15 protein-coding genes, 1 tRNA gene and 3 pseudogenes are annotated in these 19,173 nt (G+C 71.9%); 9 read left to right on the top strand and 10 right to left on the bottom strand.

The annotated features are described in order from the left end of the window. Positions 1-29: 29 nt before the first annotated feature. From E6R18_RS01875 to E6R18_RS01895, 5 genes are all read right to left on the bottom strand, one after another. Entirely contained in the window at positions 30-575 is a 546-nt protein-coding gene (locus E6R18_RS01875) for a GNAT family N-acetyltransferase (RefSeq protein WP_136315051.1), read from the bottom strand. Positions 576-645: 70 nt separating this feature from the next. Beyond that, positions 646-1,716: a glycoside hydrolase family 43 protein gene (locus E6R18_RS01880; protein WP_136315052.1), complete on the bottom strand. Its 1,071-nt coding sequence runs from the start codon at positions 1,714-1,716 to the stop codon at positions 646-648. Positions 1,717-1,960: 244 nt separating this feature from the next. After that, positions 1,961-2,203 carry a Sec-independent protein translocase subunit TatA gene (tatA, locus tag E6R18_RS01885; RefSeq protein WP_240799563.1) on the bottom strand — a complete coding sequence of 81 codons (243 nt, stop codon included), beginning with the start codon at positions 2,201-2,203 and terminating at the stop codon, positions 1,961-1,963. Positions 2,204-2,321: 118 nt separating this feature from the next. Next, the gene (gene mgtA / locus E6R18_RS01890) at positions 2,322-4,886 is read right to left on the bottom strand and encodes a magnesium-translocating P-type ATPase (RefSeq protein ID WP_240799564.1); all 2,565 of its coding nucleotides are present in this window, start codon (positions 4,884-4,886) and stop codon (positions 2,322-2,324) included. Positions 4,887-4,941: 55 nt separating this feature from the next. After that, positions 4,942-5,304 carry a metalloregulator ArsR/SmtB family transcription factor gene (locus tag E6R18_RS01895; RefSeq protein WP_136315054.1) on the bottom strand — a complete coding sequence of 121 codons (363 nt, stop codon included), beginning with the start codon at positions 5,302-5,304 and terminating at the stop codon, positions 4,942-4,944. A 313-nt stretch (positions 5,305-5,617) separates the two neighbouring features. Here E6R18_RS01895 and E6R18_RS01900 point away from each other — a divergent pair, with 313 nt between their 5' ends. The 4 genes from E6R18_RS01900 (at position 5,618) to dhaL (ending at position 9,549) form a co-directional block, all read left to right on the top strand. Beyond that, on the top strand, positions 5,618-6,349 hold the full coding sequence (locus E6R18_RS01900) for a sugar phosphate nucleotidyltransferase (protein WP_240799573.1): 732 nt from the start codon (positions 5,618-5,620) through the stop codon (positions 6,347-6,349). A gap of 101 nt (positions 6,350-6,450) precedes the next feature. Beyond that, entirely contained in the window at positions 6,451-7,386 is a 936-nt protein-coding gene (locus E6R18_RS01905) for an aldo/keto reductase (protein ID WP_136315055.1), read from the top strand. Positions 7,387-7,832: 446 nt separating this feature from the next. Further along, positions 7,833-8,831 (top strand): dihydroxyacetone kinase subunit DhaK, encoded by a 999-nt coding sequence (locus E6R18_RS01910; protein WP_136315056.1) that lies wholly within the window; start codon positions 7,833-7,835, stop codon positions 8,829-8,831. Between the two features lie 55 nt (positions 8,832-8,886). Beyond that, on the top strand, positions 8,887-9,549 hold the full coding sequence (dhaL, locus tag E6R18_RS01915; protein WP_136315057.1) for a dihydroxyacetone kinase subunit DhaL: 663 nt from the start codon (positions 8,887-8,889) through the stop codon (positions 9,547-9,549). A gap of 75 nt (positions 9,550-9,624) precedes the next feature. Here the strand turns inward: dhaL and E6R18_RS01920 are convergent, their stop codons facing one another. Next, on the bottom strand, positions 9,625-10,305 hold the full coding sequence (locus tag E6R18_RS01920; protein ID WP_136315058.1) for an HAD family phosphatase: 681 nt from the start codon (positions 10,303-10,305) through the stop codon (positions 9,625-9,627). Positions 10,306-10,856: 551 nt separating this feature from the next. Between E6R18_RS01920 and E6R18_RS01925 the strand changes: the two genes are divergently transcribed. From E6R18_RS01925 to E6R18_RS01940, 4 genes and pseudogenes are all read left to right on the top strand, one after another. After that, the gene (locus tag E6R18_RS01925) at positions 10,857-11,570 is read left to right on the top strand and encodes a ScbR family autoregulator-binding transcription factor (RefSeq protein ID WP_206308194.1); all 714 of its coding nucleotides are present in this window, start codon (positions 10,857-10,859) and stop codon (positions 11,568-11,570) included. Positions 11,571-11,583: 13 nt separating this feature from the next. Beyond that, the gene (locus tag E6R18_RS01930) at positions 11,584-12,330 is read left to right on the top strand and encodes a substrate-binding domain-containing protein (RefSeq protein WP_240799565.1); all 747 of its coding nucleotides are present in this window, start codon (positions 11,584-11,586) and stop codon (positions 12,328-12,330) included. Continuing rightward, positions 12,327-12,560: pseudogene (locus E6R18_RS35195) on the top strand (hypothetical protein); the annotation flags it as partial. The gene E6R18_RS01930 and the pseudogene E6R18_RS35195, both read left to right, overlap by 4 nt. 46 nt (positions 12,561-12,606) lie before the next feature. Continuing rightward, positions 12,607-12,982 (top strand): annotated as a pseudogene (locus E6R18_RS01940) (ADP-ribosylglycohydrolase family protein); the annotation flags it as partial. An 83-nt stretch (positions 12,983-13,065) separates the two neighbouring features. Here the strand turns inward: E6R18_RS01940 and E6R18_RS01945 are convergent. The 4 genes and pseudogenes from E6R18_RS01945 to E6R18_RS01965 form a co-directional block, all read right to left on the bottom strand. Further along, positions 13,066-13,584, bottom strand: coding sequence for a hypothetical protein (locus E6R18_RS01945; protein WP_206308195.1), 519 nt, complete (start codon positions 13,582-13,584; stop codon positions 13,066-13,068). A 146-nt stretch (positions 13,585-13,730) separates the two neighbouring features. Continuing rightward, positions 13,731-16,036, bottom strand: a pseudogene (locus E6R18_RS01950) (hypothetical protein). Positions 16,037-16,039: 3 nt separating this feature from the next. Further along, positions 16,040-16,112, bottom strand: a tRNA-Gln gene (locus E6R18_RS01955). Between the two features lie 270 nt (positions 16,113-16,382). Next, positions 16,383-16,964, bottom strand: a complete 582-nt coding sequence (locus tag E6R18_RS01965; RefSeq protein ID WP_276607251.1) for a TetR/AcrR family transcriptional regulator — start codon at positions 16,962-16,964, stop codon at positions 16,383-16,385. A gap of 278 nt (positions 16,965-17,242) precedes the next feature. Here E6R18_RS01965 and E6R18_RS01970 point away from each other — a divergent pair, with 278 nt between their 5' ends. Next, positions 17,243-19,147: an RICIN domain-containing protein gene (locus tag E6R18_RS01970; protein WP_136315059.1), complete on the top strand. Its 1,905-nt coding sequence runs from the start codon at positions 17,243-17,245 to the stop codon at positions 19,145-19,147. Positions 19,148-19,173 lie beyond the last annotated feature (26 nt).

The following is a 19,173-nucleotide window of genomic DNA, read 5'->3' on the forward strand; positions in this document are numbered from 1 at the left end:
CGCGCGCATACGCCCGTCGAGACACGTGCTCAGGCGGGCGACGGCGCCGAAGTCCACACGCCGAACCACTGTTCGGCGCCGAAATCCTCGTACCGTTCCACCTCGGTGAACCCCAGCCTCGCCGCGAGGCGCATCGAGCGCTTGTTGGCGGACTGGGTGCGGAGGACCACCGCTTCGCCGGGGCATGCCCCGGCGAACCAGTCGAGTGCCGCCGCGCACGCCTCGGTGGCGTAACCGTGTCCCCATGCCTGCGGCAGAAACAGGTAGCCGAGCTCGGTCCTTGCGACGTCCGGGCGGATGTGTCCCGGTCGCTCGGCGTGCGGATCGAGCATGAGGGTGCCGATCGCCGATCCACCGACCTCGATCACGAAGAAGCCGGGACGCTGCCCGGGCACCTCGGGCATCCCGCGTTCGAGCTCGGCACGCGGTCGGGGGCCGCCGAGGTACGCGTTGACCTCCGGCGAGGCGTTGAGCTCGATGGCCGCCGCGCGGTCCCGGGCTTCGGACGCCCGCAGGACGAGCCGCTCGGTCCTGATCGGGGCCGCCGGCCATGCGAAGGCCCTGAGGTCAGTCATGTCGGCCGGCTTGGCCGGCAGGCCGATAGGCGGGCAATCGGCGACCTCACCACCGGCCCCGCGGAGCGGTCTACTCGAAGAATTTCAGGCTCCAGCCCGAGTCGGTGTTCGGACCCGGGACGTTGGCCCGGCTGTAGGTGGTGTTGCCCCACCAGCAGAATGTGCCGGTGTACCAGTACCGGTTCGCCCAGGAGTACGGCGTTCCCTTCGGGACGGCGTGGAACATCAAGGGGAACGTCGGGCCGGCGGGCGGGCTGGTGGCGATGTCGCCGTCGAGCAGGACGAAGGTGTGGTGCCCGGGTCCGTCGACCTGCAGAGTCGGGTCCCAACCCGGCATCATCGTGGCGCGGTTGGAGCCGAACAGGCAGCCGTTCGACTTGTACCAGTCCCACACGTAGGTCGGGTCTCCCCCTGCCCGCAGCCTCAGATCGGCCAAGCAGTACTGGTCGCTCCAGCTCCCGTTGGCGGAATAGACGATGTGCAGCTGTCCGTCGGGATCCCTGATCGCTTCGGGGGCCTCGTTGATGAACGGGTTGCCGACCACCCGCTCCCAGCTCTCTCGCGGCTGCGAGATCACGTACCGCGCACCGGTCGGCGCCGTCGGGGAGCTCATCCGGGCGATGTAGAGGTTCTGCTCGACGTTGGTGTCGCCCGCCCAGCCGGACCAGACGAACCAGCGCGTGCCGCCGAAGGTGAACATCGTGCCGTCGATGGCCCACTTGTCGTCGGGCAGGGCCAGCTTCGTCTCTGCCGTGTAGCCGCTGTCCGCGCTTGCGGAGCTGATGACGTACATCCGGTGTGCCGATGCGCGGCCGGCGGAGAAGTAGATGTGGTAGCGGCCCCCGTCCCGCACGATCTCCGAGGCCCAGATCTCGCCGCGGTCCCGCGTGTCCGACCACACCTGCCTGGCGGGCGCCCCCGCCAGGCCCGCCGTCGACGATGCCTGGCGCACAGCGATGCCCCCGCCGGCCGACTCGACCGAGATGTAGGTGGACCCGACGCGCAGCACGCTGGGATCCGCCGCACGGTGCGTGGTCCGGCCCGCCGCTGCGGGCCCCGCGGCGGACAAGGACAGCGCCACGGCCAGGAGGCATGACAGTGCGAAGGCGGCACAACCGGAAACGTGGCGAGCGAGCTTCATCATCCCGATCCATCGGTTCGTCTCCGCTTCGGCCACCGGCCGTCACACGCGGACGGAAGCCCGGCCCGGGCTGCATCGGAGGAGGCCGCGGGGCAGCCCAGGCCGTCGACACCAGAACGATTACATCGATGTAAGAACTGATGCTCAGCATCATAGCTTGCACTGGGCATGTCAAGAGAGAAGCCCCGACGGGCCCGGCTCACCGGCCGGCGGAAGCGGCCTCATGAGGGGGCCGAGCCGTCGCCTACGGCTGCTCCGGCGCGGCCGGGCCGGCTACCGCTTCAGCCTTCATGGCCTTGGCCTCGCTCTTGAGGATGCGGGCCGACTTGCCCAGAGAGCGCGCCATGTCGGGAAGCTTCTTCGAACCGAACACCATGATGATCACGAGCGCCACGATGAGCAGGTGCCACGGTTCCAGGCCGTTGCGGAGCAACACGCCACCCCATTCCGTCGTCGTTGCCACCGGCGGCGCGCGTTCAGGATCCACACGTACCGATGTCGATTGCCATATTGCGCAACTGTACAAGCCTCGGGTGAGCTGGGGAGCCCCGCCCCATGACCGGCCGTTCCCGGGGCTCCTGGAAGAGCCAGCGGCCGCGGGCCCCCTACAGCGAAGGACTGGGGGCGTCCAGGTGATCGCTCCGGGGCCCGTGTCGCGTCAGGAGCCTCAGGGCCGCACCGTATGCGGTCAGTACGGCTGCCAACAGCAGGTAGGAGGACACCGGCAGCGGCTCCAGGCCGAGCCGTGCTCCGAGGGCGGTGAGCGGGAGGGCGATGCCCACGGCCGCCAGTGCCGCGGCGGCGATGCGCAGGGGGTTGGGCGCCGGCCGGGTTCCGGTACGCAGCAGGACCATTACCAGGGCTTGGGTGAGCAGGTTCTCCGTGAACCAGCCCGAGTGGAACGCGCCCTCGTCGTGGGCGGCGGACGCCGTCGCGGCCAGCGTCACGAAGGTGGCCAGGTCGGCCAGCGCGCCGAGCAGGCCGAAGCCGGTGATCGTACGGAGGAACGGTGCGGGGCGCAGGGCTGTGGGGCGTGCCAGGAGGCGGGGCGCCGGGCGGTCGTGGGCGAGGGCGAGCTGGGCCGCGTCGAAGCAGAGGTTCTGCACCAGGACCTGGGCCGGAAGCATGGGCAGGAACGGCAGGAGCACCCCCGCGGTGAGCATCGCGATCACGTTGCCCAGGTTCGACGAGAGGGTGATGCGCAGGTACGAGGCGATGTTGCCGCCCGCGAGACGGCCCGCGGTGATCGCGTCGCCGATGGCCGTGAGGTTCTTGTCCGCGAGGACGACGTCCGCGCTCTCGCGCACCATGCCCACACCGCTCACCGGGCAGATCCCGACGTCGGCGGTGCGCAGTGCCGGCAGGTCGTTGACTCCGTCGCCGAGGAAGCCGACTGTGCGGCCGTGCTCGCGCAGCGCGGCCACCACCCGTGCCTTGTCCTCGGGTCCGCAGCGGGCGAACACCGTGGCGCGGCCGGCCAGTGCGGTCAGCTGCCCGTCGTCGAGCGTGTCGAGGCTCCCCGCGTCGACCACCTCGCCCGGCTCCAGGCCCAGGTCGCGGCAGGCGCGAGCGGCTGTGGCGGGATGGTCCCCCGTAAGGACCTTGATGTCGACCTTGTGGTCGGCGAAACGGGCGAGCGCCTCGGCGGCACTGGGCGCGAGGGCGTCATGGAAGGTGACGAAGCCCCGGAATGTCAGGTCCCGCTCGTCGGCCGGTCCGTAAGGGCTGTGGCGCGCCTCTCGTTCGCCGGTCGCGACGGCGAGGAGGCGTACTCCCGTGGCCGCCAGCCGCGCGGCATCGTCGAGCAGCCTTTCCCGCTCCGCCTCAGCCAGGGCACATCGTTGGAGTACGGATTCGACCGCGCCCTTGACGACCAGGATGTGGCGTCCGAGAACGTCGGGGGCATGGACGACGGCCGTGGAGAGCCTGCGCGCGGAGTCGAAGGGGACGACGGCCACCGGTTCGTGGGCCATGGCCTCGTCCAGGCCGCCGGCGTCCAGGAGGGCCGCGTCGAGTGCGTCCGGAGCGGGCAGGTCGGCGAGTTGCAGGGTCCACCACGCGTTGACCGTCGCCCAGGCCAGCGCGGCGGGGGCCGTGCGTCCCTGGGAGTCGACGGCGCCGAGGACCCGGGGGCGGTCCTGCGTGAGCGTGCCCGTCTTGTCCAGGCAGAGCACGTCCATGGCACCGAGGTTGTGCAACGCCTGCGGGCTGCGGACGATCACTTCATGGCTGCGCGCCAGCAGGGCGGCGCCCCGCGTCAGGCAGGTCGTGACGACCACGGGAAGCATCTCGGGCGTCAGCCCCACGGCCACCGCCATCGCGAACGGCAGCGTCTCCAGGCCGCGGCCGCGCAGTGCCGCGTTCGCCATGAGTACCAGCGGTGGGGTGAGCAGCATGAAGCGGATCAGCGCCCAGGCGATGCCGTGCACCGAGCGGTCGAAGGCGCTCGGCGGGCGCGGGCCCGACGGGAGATGCGCGGTGGCGAACCGGGTGTCCGCCGCGGTGGCGACGACGACGCCCGCGGCGCTGCCTGCGACGACCGTGCTGCCCTGGAAGCAGAGGTCCCTGCGCGCGAAGGACGTGTCATCGTCCGGCACGTCGCGGGCATCCTTGGACACGGGCGCCGATTCCCCGGTCAGCGCCGACTGGTCGACGGCCAGGTGGTGCGCGCGCAGCAGCCGTACGTCGGCGGGGACCAGGTCTCCGGGCCCCAGCCGGACGACATCTCCCGGTACGAGGTCGCCGGCAGGCACTTCTCGTACCCGGGGTCCGCGTCCCGGTTCCGGCCGCCGCTGCACGCTCACGGTGGTGGCGACCATGTCCCGGAGGTGGGCCATGGCCCGTTCGGCCCGGTGTTCTCCGTGCGCGCGCAGGACGCAGCTGACGGCGACGAGCGTGACGATCACGGCGGCCGTGCCCCAGGACGCGACGGCGGCGGAGACCAGGCCGAGGGCCAGCAGTACGCCCGTGAACGGGTCGCGTGCGGCACGCGCCAGTCGTACGGGCCACCGTGGGGCCCGGGACGCGGGCAGTGTGTTGGGGCCGTGCAAACCGAGACGAACCGCCGCGTCGTCCTCGGTCAGTCCCCGCGGTGACGTGTGCAGCGTTCGCAGTACCTGTAGTGACGTCAGGCCGTGAGCCGCCTCGCCGGGCAGGGGCGCGGAGCTCACCGGCCGAGCCGGGCGGGCGGGTCGAGCGGGTCGGGTCGGTCGAGCCGCGCGCCGCTCAGGCACCGGCCCCGTGCAGCCGGCGCACCGGCGTGTCCTCCGGCTCGGCGGGCTGTCCGATCATCAGGCGCACGACAGCCACGACATGCGGGTCGTCGGCGAAGTACACCTGCCTGCGGCCCTCGCGGCGGGACCCCACCAGGCCCGCGAGCTTGAGCTTGGTCAGGTGCTGGCTGACGGCGGGCAGCGCGCCGCCGACGCGTTCGGCCAGGCCGCTGACGTCGCACTCCCCCTGAGCGAGGATCCACACGATGTGCAGGCGCGCGGGAGCGGCGAGCAGTCCGAAGGCTTCGGCCGCACGGCCGAGCACGTCACCGGACGGTTCCTCGTACCGATCCGCCCCTACGGCCCGTGCCGCCACAGCCGCGCTCCTGTCCCCTGTCAGCCGCCGGCAGGCAGCCGGTATCCCCGGTGTCGCCTCATTCTAGGCGCGGGGCCCGCCCCCGAAACGCGCGCCGTAGGGCCCGCTGTGCGCCCGAGCCCTCGGATTCGGTAGGTGCTTACGATTCCGAGGAAAGTGCCGCGCCGGTCCTCGGCGGCCAGGCCCTTCCTCGTTCAAGCTCCGCTCGCGGACCCGGTCGGCCCTCTTCGCCCAGTCGGACAGCCGCCTTCAGCGGATCGTCCTTCGTCGCTTCGCTCACGCATGCGTGGTCGCGGCGCGGACCGGGGCGTCGATGCGGGCGTGCGCCGACGAGGACGGGGTCCGCCCCAACCCCGCGCTGGTCGCACGGCTGCGCGCCGACGGCAAGACCGAGTACGCCGACGCCGTGGAGGAAGTCGGTGAGCTGTCCCGGCTCGGGCACATCACCTACCTCGACCAGCACGGGCCGTACGGCAATGGAACCCCGGTGCTCAACGCCGCTCGGAACACCGGCGACGAGCCGAAGCTCGTCCTCTGGCCGGATGACGTGTTCGTGGCCAGGACGCCGCGCGCGCAGCAGCTGATCCAGGCTTACGAGGCCACCGGGTGCCCGGTGCTCGCCCTGATGCCGGTGGACCCCGGCGACTCGCAGCGTTACGGCGTGCCCGTGGTCCGGGAGGACCTGGGCCGGGGACTCCTGCGCATCACCGGCCTCGTCGAGAAGCCGGAGCCGGCGGACGCTCCCTCCGCGTACGCGGCGATCGGCGGGTACGTCGTCACCCCGGGCATCATCGACGAACTGCGCCGGCAGACGGAGCGGTGGTACGAACACCGCACCGGCGAGATCTACCTGACCGACGCGATCAACGCGTACGCGCGCACCCAAGCCGTGTACGGGCAGGTCATCCGGGGCCAGTGGTACGACACCGGCAACCCTCGGGCATACCTCACCGCTCAGTTCGCCGCGGCACTCGCCGACCCGGACTACGGCCCCCACCTGCGCAGGCTCGCTCAAGGGCCGGGCGGCACCGCGCCCTCGCAATGACCGGGGTCGCGTCCGTTCGGAGCCGGGCCGGGAAGGCGGAAAATCCGTCCGGCGCGGGATCGCTTGACCTCGAGTGCGCTTCACATCCGAGTATGGGCGGCATGGACATCACAGGCCCCCAGGTCGTCCTGGGAACCATGGACTTCGGCACCCGCGTCGCTCCCGACCTTGCCTTCGCGGTCCTCGACTCGTTCGTCGCGGGTGGTGGTGTGTGGCTCGACACCGCCAACTGCTACTCCTTCTGGAACGACCCCGGCGGTGTGGGCGGCGCCAGCGAGCACGTGATCGGTGCCTGGCTGCGAGCCCGCCCGGGCGTGCGCGACACCGTGCGCATCGCCACGAAGGTCCGGCACAACCCGCTCGTCGCGCACGCGCCGGAAACCGCCGAAGGACTTTCGGCGCGCGCCGTTCACGACGGTGTGGAGGGGAGTCTGAGCCGCCTGGGCGTTGATCACGTCGATCTGCTCTGGGCGCACGCGGAGGACCGTGGTGTGCCGCTGGAGGAAACGGTCGGTGCCTTCGGCGAGTTGGCCGTGAAGGGCGTGGCCGTGCGGGTCGGGGCGGCGAACCATGCCGCCTGGCGGGTCGAGCGCGGCCGGGCGCTGGCGCGGGAGCGGGGTGTGGAGCCGTGGAGCGCCCTGCAACTGCGTCACTCACTCGTTCAGCCCCGCCCGCTCACCCCTCTCGCGGAGGGCGGGCACCGTCTGCTCACCGCCGACGACCTGGACCTCGCACGGTCGGAGGGGCTTTCCGTGTGGTCGTACAGCTCGCTGATGTGGGGTTCGTACGTGCGCGCCGACAAGCCGCTGCCGTCCACCTACGACCATCCGGGTACCGCCCGGGTGCTCGCGGCCCTGGACGACGCCGCCGGCGAGCTCTCGGCCACGAGGAACCAAGTGGTCCTGGCATGGCTGATGCACCAGGGCATCGATCCCATCGTCGGCGCGAGCCGGGTGGGTCAGGTCGAGGAAGCACTTGCGGCACACCGCCTGCGGCTCGGCGACGAGCACATGGCGCGCTTCGCCGCAGCGCGGTAGGGGGCCGGTATCGGTGGGCGCGAGGGGCATCTCCCGTGCCCGCTCCCGCCTCTCGGTGGCGCCACGGTGTGCCGTCGGGACCGTGTCGCGTTGGCATCGGCGTATGCGAGGAGTTCGCGGTCGGCGTTGCCGCCGGTTCGGCGAGTACCGCCTCCGGGGCCGGCGGAGCTCCGTGGATGCCGGACAGACGGCTACTCGGTTCAGCGTGGGCGCCGGTGTCGGGCGGCGCCGCCGGTCGAAGGGTGCGAACTCTCGCCCGGCGCATGGTTCGAGGGGCTGCTTTCGGCGTGTGTGGTCGCCGAGCCGGGAGCGGCGGGGGTGACGGGGTCGCCGGTGCGGCGCACGTAGCGCGAGTTGCCGCATGCGGACCGTTACCCGCACCATGTACGTATCGTCCGGGGTCGGCTCGTACGGCTCCACCGCCAGGGACGGGATGGGTGCGGCATATGGCCAGGTACTTCGAGAACGGCACCGGTGAACTCGTTTCCGACGCGCTGCCCGGCTTCGCCCGCGCACATGCGGATCTCGTCCGGTACGACTCCTCCGACGGATTCGTCACCGCCCGGCACACGGCTCCCGAACGGCGGGTAGGTCTGCTGTCGGGTGGTGGGTCCGGGCACGAGCCTCTGCATGCCGGATACGTGGGTGCGGGCATGCTGGACGCCGCCTGCCCCGGGAGGGTCTTCGCCTCTCCGCACAACCGGCAGATCTTCCGGGCCTCGCTCGCGGTGGCACGGCCCGAAGGCGTTCTGCACATCGTCAAGAACTACACCGGTGACCGGATCAATTTCGGTATCGCGGCTGAACGGCTCGCCGACGCGGGAATCGCCTGTTCGCGGGTCCTGGTCGACGACGACCTCGCCACCGACTCCGCGGACATCGCCGCCGGACGCCGCGGTACGGGAGCCACGGTGCTGCTGGAAAAGGTCCTGGGCGCGGCCGCGGACACCGGAATGGCGCACGAGGAGCTGGCGGAGCTCGGCACCGCCCTGGCGGGACGGTGCCGCACGCTCGCCGTCGCCTCCGCCGCCCATCACTCGCCGGCCACCGGTGAGCCCGCGTTCGGGCTGCCGGACGGTGAGCTGGAGTACGGCGTCGGCATCCACGGGGAGCGCGCCGCCCGCACCCGGAGCCAGGGGCGGGTGGGCGACCTGGTGGAGGAGATGACGGGCGCCCTGCTGGACGCGTTGCGGCCCGGGCCCGAAGAGCCGGTTGTGGCTCTCGTCAACGGGCTCGGCTCGGTCACGTCCCTCGAGCTCTACGGCATCTTCGGGGAACTGGGCCGGGTGCTCGACGCCCGGGGGGTGCGGCTCGCCCGGCAACTGGTCGGTGACTACGTGACGGCACTGGACATGCGGGGTTTCTCCCTCACTCTCATGGTCGCCGATGAGGCCACGCTGAACTTTTACGATGCGCCGGTCCACACCCCGGCTCTGCGGTGGTGAGCGGCCGGCGGGCCGGGCTCCCGGCGCCCCTGGACCGGAAGCACGAGGAGGGCCCATGACGAGCAACGCTCTCGACGGCGCACAGACCCGCGGATGGGCAGAGCGCTTCGCCGCTTCGGTGTACGCCACCGAAGCGGAACTGACCGCTCTCGACCAGCAGGCGGGCGACGGCGACTTCGGTGCCAACCTCGCCGCCGGGGTCCGGGCCGCCGGTCTGCTGCTCGACCGGGCGGCGGAGTCGGCCGGTCCGGCGGAGTGTCTCGGCGCCATGGCCACTGCCTTTCTCGACGAGGTGGGCGGAACGAGCGGTCCTCTGTTCGGCCTGCTGTTCCAGGCGTTGGGCCGGGCCGCCGGCGCGGAGCCCGGGCTGACGACCGACGCGCTCGCCACGGGCGCCGCCGAGGGGCTGGCCGCCATCCGCCGAGTGGGTGACGCCTCGCCCGGGGACAAGACACTGGTCGACGCCCTGGCTCCGGCGGCCGCAGCCCTCCGGGAGGCTCAGGGCGAACCGCCCGCCGCCGCGCTGGCGACGGCTGCCGAAGGAGCGTGGCGGGGAGTGCGGGAGACGGCGTCCCAGGCGGCGCGCATGGGGCGGGCGAGCTACCTGGGCGAGCGGGCGACCGGTGTCCCGGACCCCGGGGCGGTGGGCGTTGCGCTGTTCTTCGACTCGGCCGCCGAAACGGTGCGGTCGCTGGCGCCCCACCTCGCCGGCGACTGACCGTACGTACGCCCCCGGCCCCGGGGCGGGCCCGGTCGGCCCAGGCACCATTGCGCGCAGACGGCGGGACAGACCCTAGGCGCCGAGCCGGCTGCGGGCCCAGGTCAGCAGTTCGGCGTCGGCGAGGCTCGTGACCCAGAGGTCGGCCTGCTCGGCGTCCGGGCCCGGCGGACGCGTTCCGATGCCGATCACGCGCAGGCCCGCCCGGCGGGCCGACTCCATGCCGGTCAGCGAGTCCTCCACGGCCAGGGCCTCCTCGGGCGGCACGCCGCAGAGGCGGGCGGCCGCTCTGTAGACGTCCGGCTCCGGTTTCGGCCGTACGTCGTCGCCCGCGACCACGACGTGCTCGAAGCAGGTGAGGAGTCCGGCGCGGTCGAGGCACGATTCCACCATGGCGCGGGGGCAGTTGCTCGCCACCGCGAGAGGGCGGTGGCGGGCAGCCAGCCGGACCAGTGCGGCGGCGCCCGGCATGGTGACCGGGTCCTGTTCGACCAATGCGGTGAAGGTGGTCAGCAGCGTGTCGGCGAGGTCGTCCACGAGGTCCGGTTTCCCGGTCTCCTGGGCCATGAGCGCGCCGCACTCGGTGTAGTGCACGCCCTTGGCGCGCTCGGCGAATCCGGCGGGCGGTTTGAGCCCGAAGATCCGGAAGGTGATGTTGCGGGCCTCCTGCCAGTGTCGTTCCGTGTCCATCAGGGTGCCGTCGCAGTCGAAGACGATGGCGGACGGGGACCAGGAAAAGATTCGATCAGCTGTCATGTAACTGCCGTTCTCGGAGGCTGCGCCGACCGGTTGGGGGTAGGGGCGCAGACGGGTGCCCCGGAGGCACGCGTGAGGGGTGGAATCGGATGCGGGTGCTGCCCTGCGGCTGCTGCGACCAGCTCGATACCGCTGATCACGCCGTGACGGACATGGGCCTACAAAACCGGCCCATCCGAAACATCATGGTGGTTACGTTAATTTGCCGCCTTCAATTTCCGCAATCACCAATTCGAGTGCATTGAAAGATTCCGGGCGCAGCCGGCCGGGTCCTGGAGCGACCCGCGAAAGGGCGGGGAGCGACCACCGAAGATCGGCCAACATGACTGGTGGGGAGAGTTTTCCAGTCCATCACCGCTTCGATCGGGGGCGGATTGCCCACCCCTTCAGAAACGTTTCTTCCGACATAAGGTCAGATTGCACCGAGCCGCCCACCCGCCCGCCAGGCAAGGAATAATAGGATCTTCGCGCGATGCGACTACACCCTCAACGGAGGAGTGGAATGAACGCCTGTGTCGCAGCGCTAGCACGTTTGAGCGAAGGTGGAACAAGTGCAGGACAGGGCGCGCGCAACCCGCAAACTGTTGCTGGAATCAGCGGCACACCTATTTGTCGAACGCGGATATGCGGGAACGAGTGTCAACGACATAAGTGACCACTCGGGAAAGACCAGCGGAGCGATTTACTTCCACTACTCCAGCAAGGAAAAGCTCGCGCTGGCCGTGGTCCGTGAGCAGTTCGCCACCTGGCCGCAGCTCGTCGCCGCCTACGCCGCGCCGGGCGTCCCTCCCCTGGAGAAGCTGGTCGCCCTCAGCTTCGGCGTCGCGCAGTCGCTCAGCGAAGACGTCCTGGCGCGGGCCGGCGCGCGGCTGTGGGCGGAGCGCCGCGCCATCGAGGCGCCCGTACCCACGCCGTTCGGCGCCTGGGCCCTGGCCGCCACCCGGCTCCTCGCCCAAGCCCGCACGCGAGGTGAACTCGCGGAGGGGGTCGCGCCTTCGGCGGCGGCCGTGGCGCTCGTATGCGGGTTCTACGGACACTGCACGCTGACCGATGAGATGCCGGGCAAGTGGGGCTGGCGGGAGCGGCTGGAACAGTGGTGGCAGCTGGTCCTCACCTCCCTTCAGGCGGATCCCGATCCGGCGGCCCTGCTCGCCCGGGCACGGGCCCGGATCCCCGCGCAAGCCGATGCCCGGGGGCGGAGCGGGGCGGCGGACACGCCGCGGGGCACGGCAGCCACAGCGGTCGCCACCGCGGCCGCCACTTAGGCTCATGGTGCACGTGACCACTCCGGAACAGGAGCAGGGCGTCTACCGGCGGCTGACCGCTCAGAAACAGGTGGACGGTGTCCTCCTGACCGACCTGCGCCGCGACGATCCGCGCCCCGCGCTTCTGCGGGAGCTCGGTCTGCCGGCCGTCGTGGTCGGTCAGCCGGAGTGGGGCGGAGGGCTGCCCGCGGTGAGTCCGGACGACGAGCCGGCCTACACGGCGGCCGTCCGGCACCTCGCGGAGCTGGGTCACCGGCTCATCGCCCACGCCGAGGGGCCGCAGGAACTGCTGCACGCCCACCGGCGCCGGACCGCGTGGGAGCAGACTCTGCGCGAACTCGGCCCGCCCGAGGCGCCCGAGCTGCCCGGGGGATTCACGCCCGAGGGCGGTGCGCAGGCCACCAGGCAACTGCTGGGGTCCGCGAAGCCGCCGACCGCGATCGTCTACGGCAACGACCTCGCCGCCACGGCCGGGCTCTCCGTCGCCCAGGAGCTGGGTGCCCGGGTGCCCGATCAGCTGTCGCTGGTCGGCTACGACGACGCTCCCCTGACGCGGTACAGCTACCCGCCGCTCGCCTCCGCCCGCGCGGACGCGCGGGGCTGGGGGGAGGCGGCCGCCCATGTTCTGGACGCGGTCGTCGCCAAGGGGGTCGCCGAGGGGGTCGCCGAGGGGGTCGCCGAGGGGGTCGCCGATCATGTGCGGCTGCCACCGGCGCAGTTCGTGCCCCGCGCCTCGATGGGGCCCGCGCCCCGCCGCTGACGCGCGGGGCAACCCACCGGTCGTGCCGGCGCCGACCGGGAAGTCCGTGCGGCGACGAGGCCGCGCGTGAACAGTTCGGAGATCTGCAGGCCCGTGTGCGCGCCGAGGGCGCCGATCTCGGGTTCGCCTTCGACGGCGACGCCGACCGGTGCTTCGTCGTCGACGAGAACGGCGCCCCGGTCTCGCCGTCCGCCGTCACGGCCCTGGGCGCCTCACGCGAACTGGCCCGGTAGCCCGGCGCGACCGTCATCCGTTGGGGCGGTCGTCGGCGCGGCGGTGGGTGATGCCCTGGGCGGCCAGACGGCCGTCCTGGTCGCGGACTCCCTGCCGGAGCGAGACCAACTGGATGTGCCGGACGTCTTCGACCGGTTCCAGCGGTGGACGGCCGCGGAACCCAAGGACATCGGCTGCGGACCGAAGACGCCCTCACCCACGGCATGCCCTGGGACCTCGCCGCCGCGGTCCACTTCCAGGTCAGCCGGCGCTGCGCACCACCACCCGCTTCGAGGAGGCCGTACGCGCGGCCGTCGACCTCGGCGGTGACACGGACACCGTCGCCGCGGTGGCCGGCGGCCTCGGCGGGGCGTACTACGGGCTGGACGCGATCCCCGACCGCTGGACCCAGCCACTGCACGCGCCCCTGCCGGGGTTCGGTCCTGAACGGGCGGCACGCAGCCCCGTGGCCTGTCACGCGGTTCTCCGTGTGACAGGCCACGGGTGCGTAGGGCCGGCCTGCTACTGCGTGGCGTCGGTCAGGTCGATGGTGAGCACGTCCTCGTCCCGGGTCGGGTGCTCGATCGTGATCGAACCCGCCGCACCCACGTAGCTCCGGGTGCCGCCGGTGATCGCGAACTCGTGGGTCCACCGGGGCGAGCCGACCGGCAGCTCGGTCACGGCGGGAAGCGGCCGCTGGAAGGCGGTGGCCGCGGTGATCATGCCGTCGTCCAGGCTCAGGACCAGTGTCGCCATGACGTACGAGCCGTCCGTACCCACGGTCACGGGCAGACAGTGCGCGTTCTCGGTGCCGACGCTGCGGCCCTCCGCGTCCGACAGGTCGTACCTGACGAAGTACGGGACGCCGGTGGTGAGCACGTCCGGGATGTTCGCGCCGGTACGCCTGCCCTTCAGGGTGATCCGGCGGTCAGCGGCCCTGCGTGCCGCTTGGGCTGCCCCGCCGGCCCCGACCACCAGTCCCCCGGCGATGGTCGCCGCCGAGGTCAGTTGCAGAATGCTCCTGCGATCCATGTCCGTCATCGCCTGCCTCACACCCTTGCTCGTCGTGTGCGTGGGTGCGCTCGCACCCCACGGGTAACGGGCATTCGCGGCAGAACGGATCGCTTCCCGCCCGCAATTCACTGGAACGCACGAACGCGTGGCGCCAACCGACAGGCTCGTCTTGGTCAGGCGGGCAGGTCCGGCCGGGCCGGGCGGAGCCAGTGGCGCTCCGTGCTCCAGCCGAGGAAGAGCCGCCCCTCGCCGGTGTCCGGCGCGCCGCCGGCCGCGGTCTGCCGCAGGCCGGTCAGGGCGGGGACGAGACGTGGCCGGGGTGCCGGGCCGCCTCCTCGTCCAGGCGGGTGATCGCCCGGGCCTGCTCCGCGGGGGTGCACAGCGAGAGGTGGAACACCGTCTGGCGCCAGGCGTATGCCGCGTCCTTGATCGTGCCCAGTGGGCTCGGGCTGCCCTGGACGCGGGCCGTCCGCTTGCACACGGTACGGAAGCAGACTCCCGCCAGGTGCTCCCAGCCGGGCTGCGGCCTGATGCCGACGCGGCTGACCAGAGTGGCCAGGTTGTGCGTGGTGAGGATCTGCGCCTGCTCGATCATCACCCCACTCGCGCTCAGGGACCAGCCGTTGCCGCCCCGGACCTGGCCGGCACGCTCGGCGCACAGCTTCGCGAAGCCCGGCGCGGTCCGGGCCCGCGATTCGCCCGCCTCCGTGGTCGCGAGACCGCGGACCGCCGCGTAGTCGATGCCGTAATAGCGCTCGTACAGGGTGCCTTCGAGCAGTCCCGCCGCGATCCCGGCGGCGGCGGCGAACTTGGGGTGAAGGTGTCGGCGGCCAGCTCCTCGACGAACGGCGCGTCGACCTCGGCCTGCCGTGCCAGCAAGCCGAGTTCACGAATCAGTGGGTTGGGCAGGAGCGTGCCCGGGAATGCCTGCACGGCCAGTTCGCCGAGTTCGCCGAGTTCGCCGAGTTCGCCGAGTTCGGTCAGTGCGGTGCGCGCGGGGTGCCGGCCGTCGGCCGTACGGTACGCGGCCGTCGCGCGGACCCACGGCAGTTCGTCCGCCCGCACCTGCCGGGCGAGGTCGAGCAGGAGCAGCGAGCGGCGGTTGCGGAAGGCCCGGTAGTGCGCGGCCGTCAAGGTGCACAGGGCCTCGTCCCGGTAGGACTGCGCGCCGGTCGAGGCGACCAGCTGCGGGACCAGCTCGGCCAGGACTTCGGCGGAGGGGACGACGCCGCGTTCCACGAGGGTGCCGAGCGGAGCGCTCAACGCGTTCTCAACCACGTGCCGGACGGGGGCCGGGACCACCGCGCCCGCGGGCAGCCCGGTGCGCTGCGCCTCGTGGGGTGAGACGGCGGCGGTCAGCGGTGCGGTGTCGGCCGCACCGGTGTGCTGTGCGAGGGCGGGGAGGCGGTGCAGGACCAGCTGGGCGAAGGCGTGGTGCGAGGGCTGGGCGGCCTGGGCCGCCTGCCGGGTGCGCAGTTCGGTGTGCCCGGCGGACCCGGGGCGGCCTCGCTTGCGGACCATCGATTCCACGGCGTGCCGCAGCAGGCCGAGCTGCCGGGGCGCGAGCGGGCGGCCGGCGACGGTCTCTTCGAGGGCGCAGCGCAGAATACCCGCGTTCTCCTTCGGGTCGCGGTGTGCGGTGCACAGGGTGTGGTTCGCGGCGAGTTCCCGGTAGCGTCGCAGGAGCGTCGCGCCGCGTTCCTTCCAGGCGTCGTCGGGTGCTCGGTCCAGTACGGGGCCGGGGCCCGCCGTTTCCAGCCAGTGGGTGAGCAGTTCGTCGGTGAAGGGCTGCCAGACGGTGAGTGCCTCGCGCTGGGTCTCGATCGCGGTGTTGGGGCGGCGGCGGGCCAGCGTCGCGCCGGCCTCCCCCACCGTGCGCCGGTGGACGGCGCGGGCCGTCGGTGCGGGCAGGGCGGCCGGGCGGGGTGTCAAGCGCAGGCGGTCGGCGAAGGGGGCCAGGGTCTCTACGAGTTCGAGCGCGCCGGCCGTGTCCTGGGCGCGCCAGCCAGGCCACGGTCAGCAGGGCGGCTTCCTCGGGCGCGGTGATCTCGTAGCGGCCGCTGTCGAGCATCGCGTACAGCCGCGCGAGGCCCGCCTCGGTCAGGCAGTGCGCGAACAGGGCCCGGCGTTCGGCGGGCAGCACCCCGGCGTGGGCCGCGAGCTCGTGCTGGTACGGCTGGAGCGGGCCTCCGGCGCTCGCCTCGGACGTGGCGAATCCGCCCCTGATGACGTCCGGTGTCACCCAGGCGGGCAGCCCGGCGACGGGGGTGCGGGAGCCGATCGTCAGATTACCGTCCGCCATGCCGGCGAGCACGGCCCGCCAGCGGGCCACGCGGCGTTCGGCGCGTTCGCGTGTGCCGGCGTCGTGGTGGGTGTGTGCGGTCAGGAAGGCCCGGGCCGGCATGGCTTCGGGATAGGCGGCGGAGCCGTCGGCCCCTGCGGGGAACTCCCGCTCGGCGCGTGCGTGGTTGGCGTTCATGAGCCGACGTGGCAGGTTCTGCCCTTGCGCCCTCCGGGACCAGAGCCCGGTGCTCTGACTGCTGAGCTACACGCCGGTGCGGTTGAGGTGAGACGCGGGGTCGAAGATCGCACAAGCGTGCATCGTGGTGCTGGGGCCTGTCGTCACATTCCCGTCGTTCGCCCGGAGGACGGGCCGTGCGGCGTCAGGTGCTTCCCCGAGTTCTCGGCTTCGCTCGAACAGGGGAGACCCCACTCCTCGGCGTGCCGGGCCCAGACCCTCGTACTGGATGCACTTGGGTCCGGGCCCGGCGCGGCGAGAGTGCGTACATGGCGTCGCACGGCAGACGGGAATGTGACGCCAGGGCCTAGCCGCCCGGCGTGCTCCGGCCGTCCGGGCCGAAGCGGTGGGGGGCGAGCGCCGTCAGCAGGGCGGTTACCACGAGATCGGTCGAGGCGGCCATGTCCACCGAATCGGGCGCGAGGAGCCACTGCACTTGCAGGCCGTCCATGACGGCGATGACGGCATTGGCGGCGTTCTCGGCCTTCTCGGTGTCCTCGTCGGGGAGTTCGCACGCCTCGCGCAGGGCGTCGGCGACGAAGGTCCGCAGCCCGTCGTAGCGGTCGCGGAAGTAGTCCTGCGCCGGGTGGTCGTCCGTCACGGACTCCGCCGACAGCACGGCGTAGAGGCGGACGATCCCTTCGCGTTCGGCGTTGCGGAGTGCGGTGTCGACCAGGTGGCGCAGGAAGGCGAGGCCGTGCGGGCGGTCGGGGCCCAGCTGCTCGATGTCCGACTGGTCGCGGAGTTCGAGGACGCTGGTGAGCAGGAGCGACTTGGACCGGAAGTAGTGCAGGACACCGGCCTGGGTCAGCCCGGCCCGGTCGGCGATCTCGGCGAGTGAGGCGTTGTTGTAGCCACGGGCGGCGAAGGTGTCCATCGCGATGTGCAGGATGTCCCGCTGCCGCTGCTGGGCTTCCGGGCTTCGGGGCGTGCGGGGCCTGGCCGCTCGGCCGGACCTGCCCGCTGACTGGTTGCTCACCGGCCCAGCTTAGACCGGCCGTGACGCGGGGCGGGCGGTGCGTCCGGGGCGCTGACCTGGGGGCCGTCGCGAGCCCGGGAGCGCCGTGCAGCAAAGCCGTACCGACCACTTACTAACCACTTAGTGAGTGTGCTTTCATGTCGCCGCAGCCGCACCTCCCCCCAGGCATGACCGAAGGAGAGCCGCACATGTCCCACGACAGTCCCCCGCGCCCACGGGCGCGCGCCGCAGGCGCCGCCCTGGCGATGGCCGTCGCGGCCGTCGGCCTGGCCGGCAGCGGCACGGCCGCTCAGGCCGCCGACCCCACGGCACAGGTATGGGTCACCACGCCCGATGGCGCGAAGAAGCTCTCCGCCGAGGGCGCCGTCGCCTTCACGGGCTCACCGCAGAGCGTCGACATCCGGATCGACGGCAACGACAAGGGCCAGCGGTTCACCGGGGCGGGCGCCTCCGTCACCGGCGCCTCGGCCCGCCTCATCCAGGGCCTCGCGCAGGACAAGCGCAACGCCCTGATGAACTCGCTGTTCTCCACCGCCGGCGACGGCATCGGCCTCAGCTATCTGCGCCAGCCGCTCGGCAGCAGCGACTTCAACGCCGACAACAGCCTCTACACCTACGAGGACACCCCCGGCTCCTTCTCCATCGACCGGGACAAGACCGAGATCATCCCGGTCCTGAAGCAGGCCACCTCGGTCAACTCCGCCATCCGCTTCATGGGCACCCCCTGGACGCCGCCCGCCTGGATGAAGACCAACAACGCCCTCAACGGCGGCAGCCTCAAGACCGAGAGCTATCAGGCGTACGCCGACTACCTGGTCAAGGCGATCAGGGCGTACGGACAGCAGGGCATCACCCTGACCGACCTCACCGTCCAGAACGAACCCGAGTTCGCCGCGAGTTACCCGTCGATGACCATGACGGCGTCCCAGCAGGCCGACTTCTTCAAGGTGCTCGACCGCACCCTGACCGCGGCGGGCCTGCCCACGAACCTCCTGGCCTTCGACCACAACTGGGACCACCCCGACTACCCGCTCGACGTCTTCAACGGGACACCGGGCATCAGCCGGGTGATCGGCGCGGCCTTCCACTGCTACGGCGGCGCCCCCTCGGCCCAGCAGCAGGTCGTCAACGCCGGGAAGCGGGTCTTCTTCACCGAGTGCTCCGGCACCGAGAGCGACAACCGGTCCGCCACGTTCGCCGACACCCTCAAGTGGCACGCCGAGAACCTCGTCGTACAGAACATGCGCAACGGCGGCGAGACCGTCGTCGACTGGAATCTCGCCCTCGACCAGAACGGCGGCCCCCACCAGGGTGGTTGCGCGGACCGCTGCAACGGAGTCGTGGAGATCGCGAACGGCAACGTCACGCGCAACGCCGAGTACTACGTGCTCGGCCACGTCAGCAAGTTCGTCAAGCCCGGCGCCACCCGCGTCGGCTCCACCAGCCAGGGCAACGGTGGTGTGGAGAACGTCGCCTTCCAGAACCCCGACGGCACCCGTGCCGCGTACGTCGTCAACACGGCGTCCGGCGCCCAGCGGTTCTCGCTGACCGACAACGGAAGGTCGCTCGTCTACACCCTGCCCGCCGGCGCGGTCGCCACCTTCGTGTGGAACGGCACCGACGGCGGGACCACGGAGCCGCCCGGTGACGGTTCCATCGACTCGGCCGCCTGGTACCGGGTCAAGAACGGCAACAGCGGCGCCTGCCTCGACGCCGCCGACTGGGGAACCGCCGACGGGACCGCGCTGCAGCAGTGGAGCTGCGGCGACGGGGCCAACCAGAGCTGGCAGTTCCGGCCGGCCGGGGACGGCACCTACCAGGTCGTCAACCGGCACAACGGCAAGGTCTGGGACGTCGACGGCGGCCCCGGCGCCACCGCCGCGGGCATCCGGGTACACCTGTGGTCGTACGTGGGCGGCTCCAACCAGCAGTGGCGGGCGGAGCCCTCCGGCGCGACGGGCCGGTACCGCTTCATCGCCCGCAACAGCGGCAAGTGCCTGTCCGTGGAGGGCGCTTCCACCGCCAACGGGGCCCGGCTGTCGCAGCAGCAGTGCGACGGTTCGCCGGCTCAGACGTTCTCACTGGAGCGCTGACACCGCCGGCCCTTTCGTACCGCGCG

It is taken from the genome of Streptomyces sp. A1277 (genome assembly GCF_004795015.1).
GTDB lineage: Bacteria > Actinomycetota > Actinomycetes > Streptomycetales > Streptomycetaceae > Streptomyces.

Excerpts from the sequence above, each read along its gene's own strand:
- E6R18_RS01875 (WP_136315051.1), bottom strand. The coding sequence starts at position 575 with ATGACTGACCTCAGGGCCTTCGCATGGCCGGCGGCCCCGATCAGGACC.
- E6R18_RS01880 (WP_136315052.1), bottom strand. The coding sequence starts at position 1,716 with ATGAAGCTCGCTCGCCACGTTTCCGGTTGTGCCGCCTTCGCACTGTCA.
- E6R18_RS01900 (WP_240799573.1), top strand. The coding sequence starts at position 5,618 with ATGCGGGCGTGCGCCGACGAGGACGGGGTCCGCCCCAACCCCGCGCTG.
- E6R18_RS01905 (WP_136315055.1), top strand. The coding sequence starts at position 6,451 with ATGGACATCACAGGCCCCCAGGTCGTCCTGGGAACCATGGACTTCGGC.
- E6R18_RS01910 (WP_136315056.1), top strand. The coding sequence starts at position 7,833 with ATGGCCAGGTACTTCGAGAACGGCACCGGTGAACTCGTTTCCGACGCG.
- dhaL (WP_136315057.1), top strand. The coding sequence starts at position 8,887 with ATGACGAGCAACGCTCTCGACGGCGCACAGACCCGCGGATGGGCAGAG.
- E6R18_RS01920 (WP_136315058.1), bottom strand. The coding sequence starts at position 10,305 with ATGACAGCTGATCGAATCTTTTCCTGGTCCCCGTCCGCCATCGTCTTC.
- E6R18_RS01945 (WP_206308195.1), bottom strand. The coding sequence starts at position 13,584 with ATGACGGACATGGATCGCAGGAGCATTCTGCAACTGACCTCGGCGGCG.
- E6R18_RS01970 (WP_136315059.1), top strand. The coding sequence starts at position 17,243 with ATGTCCCACGACAGTCCCCCGCGCCCACGGGCGCGCGCCGCAGGCGCC.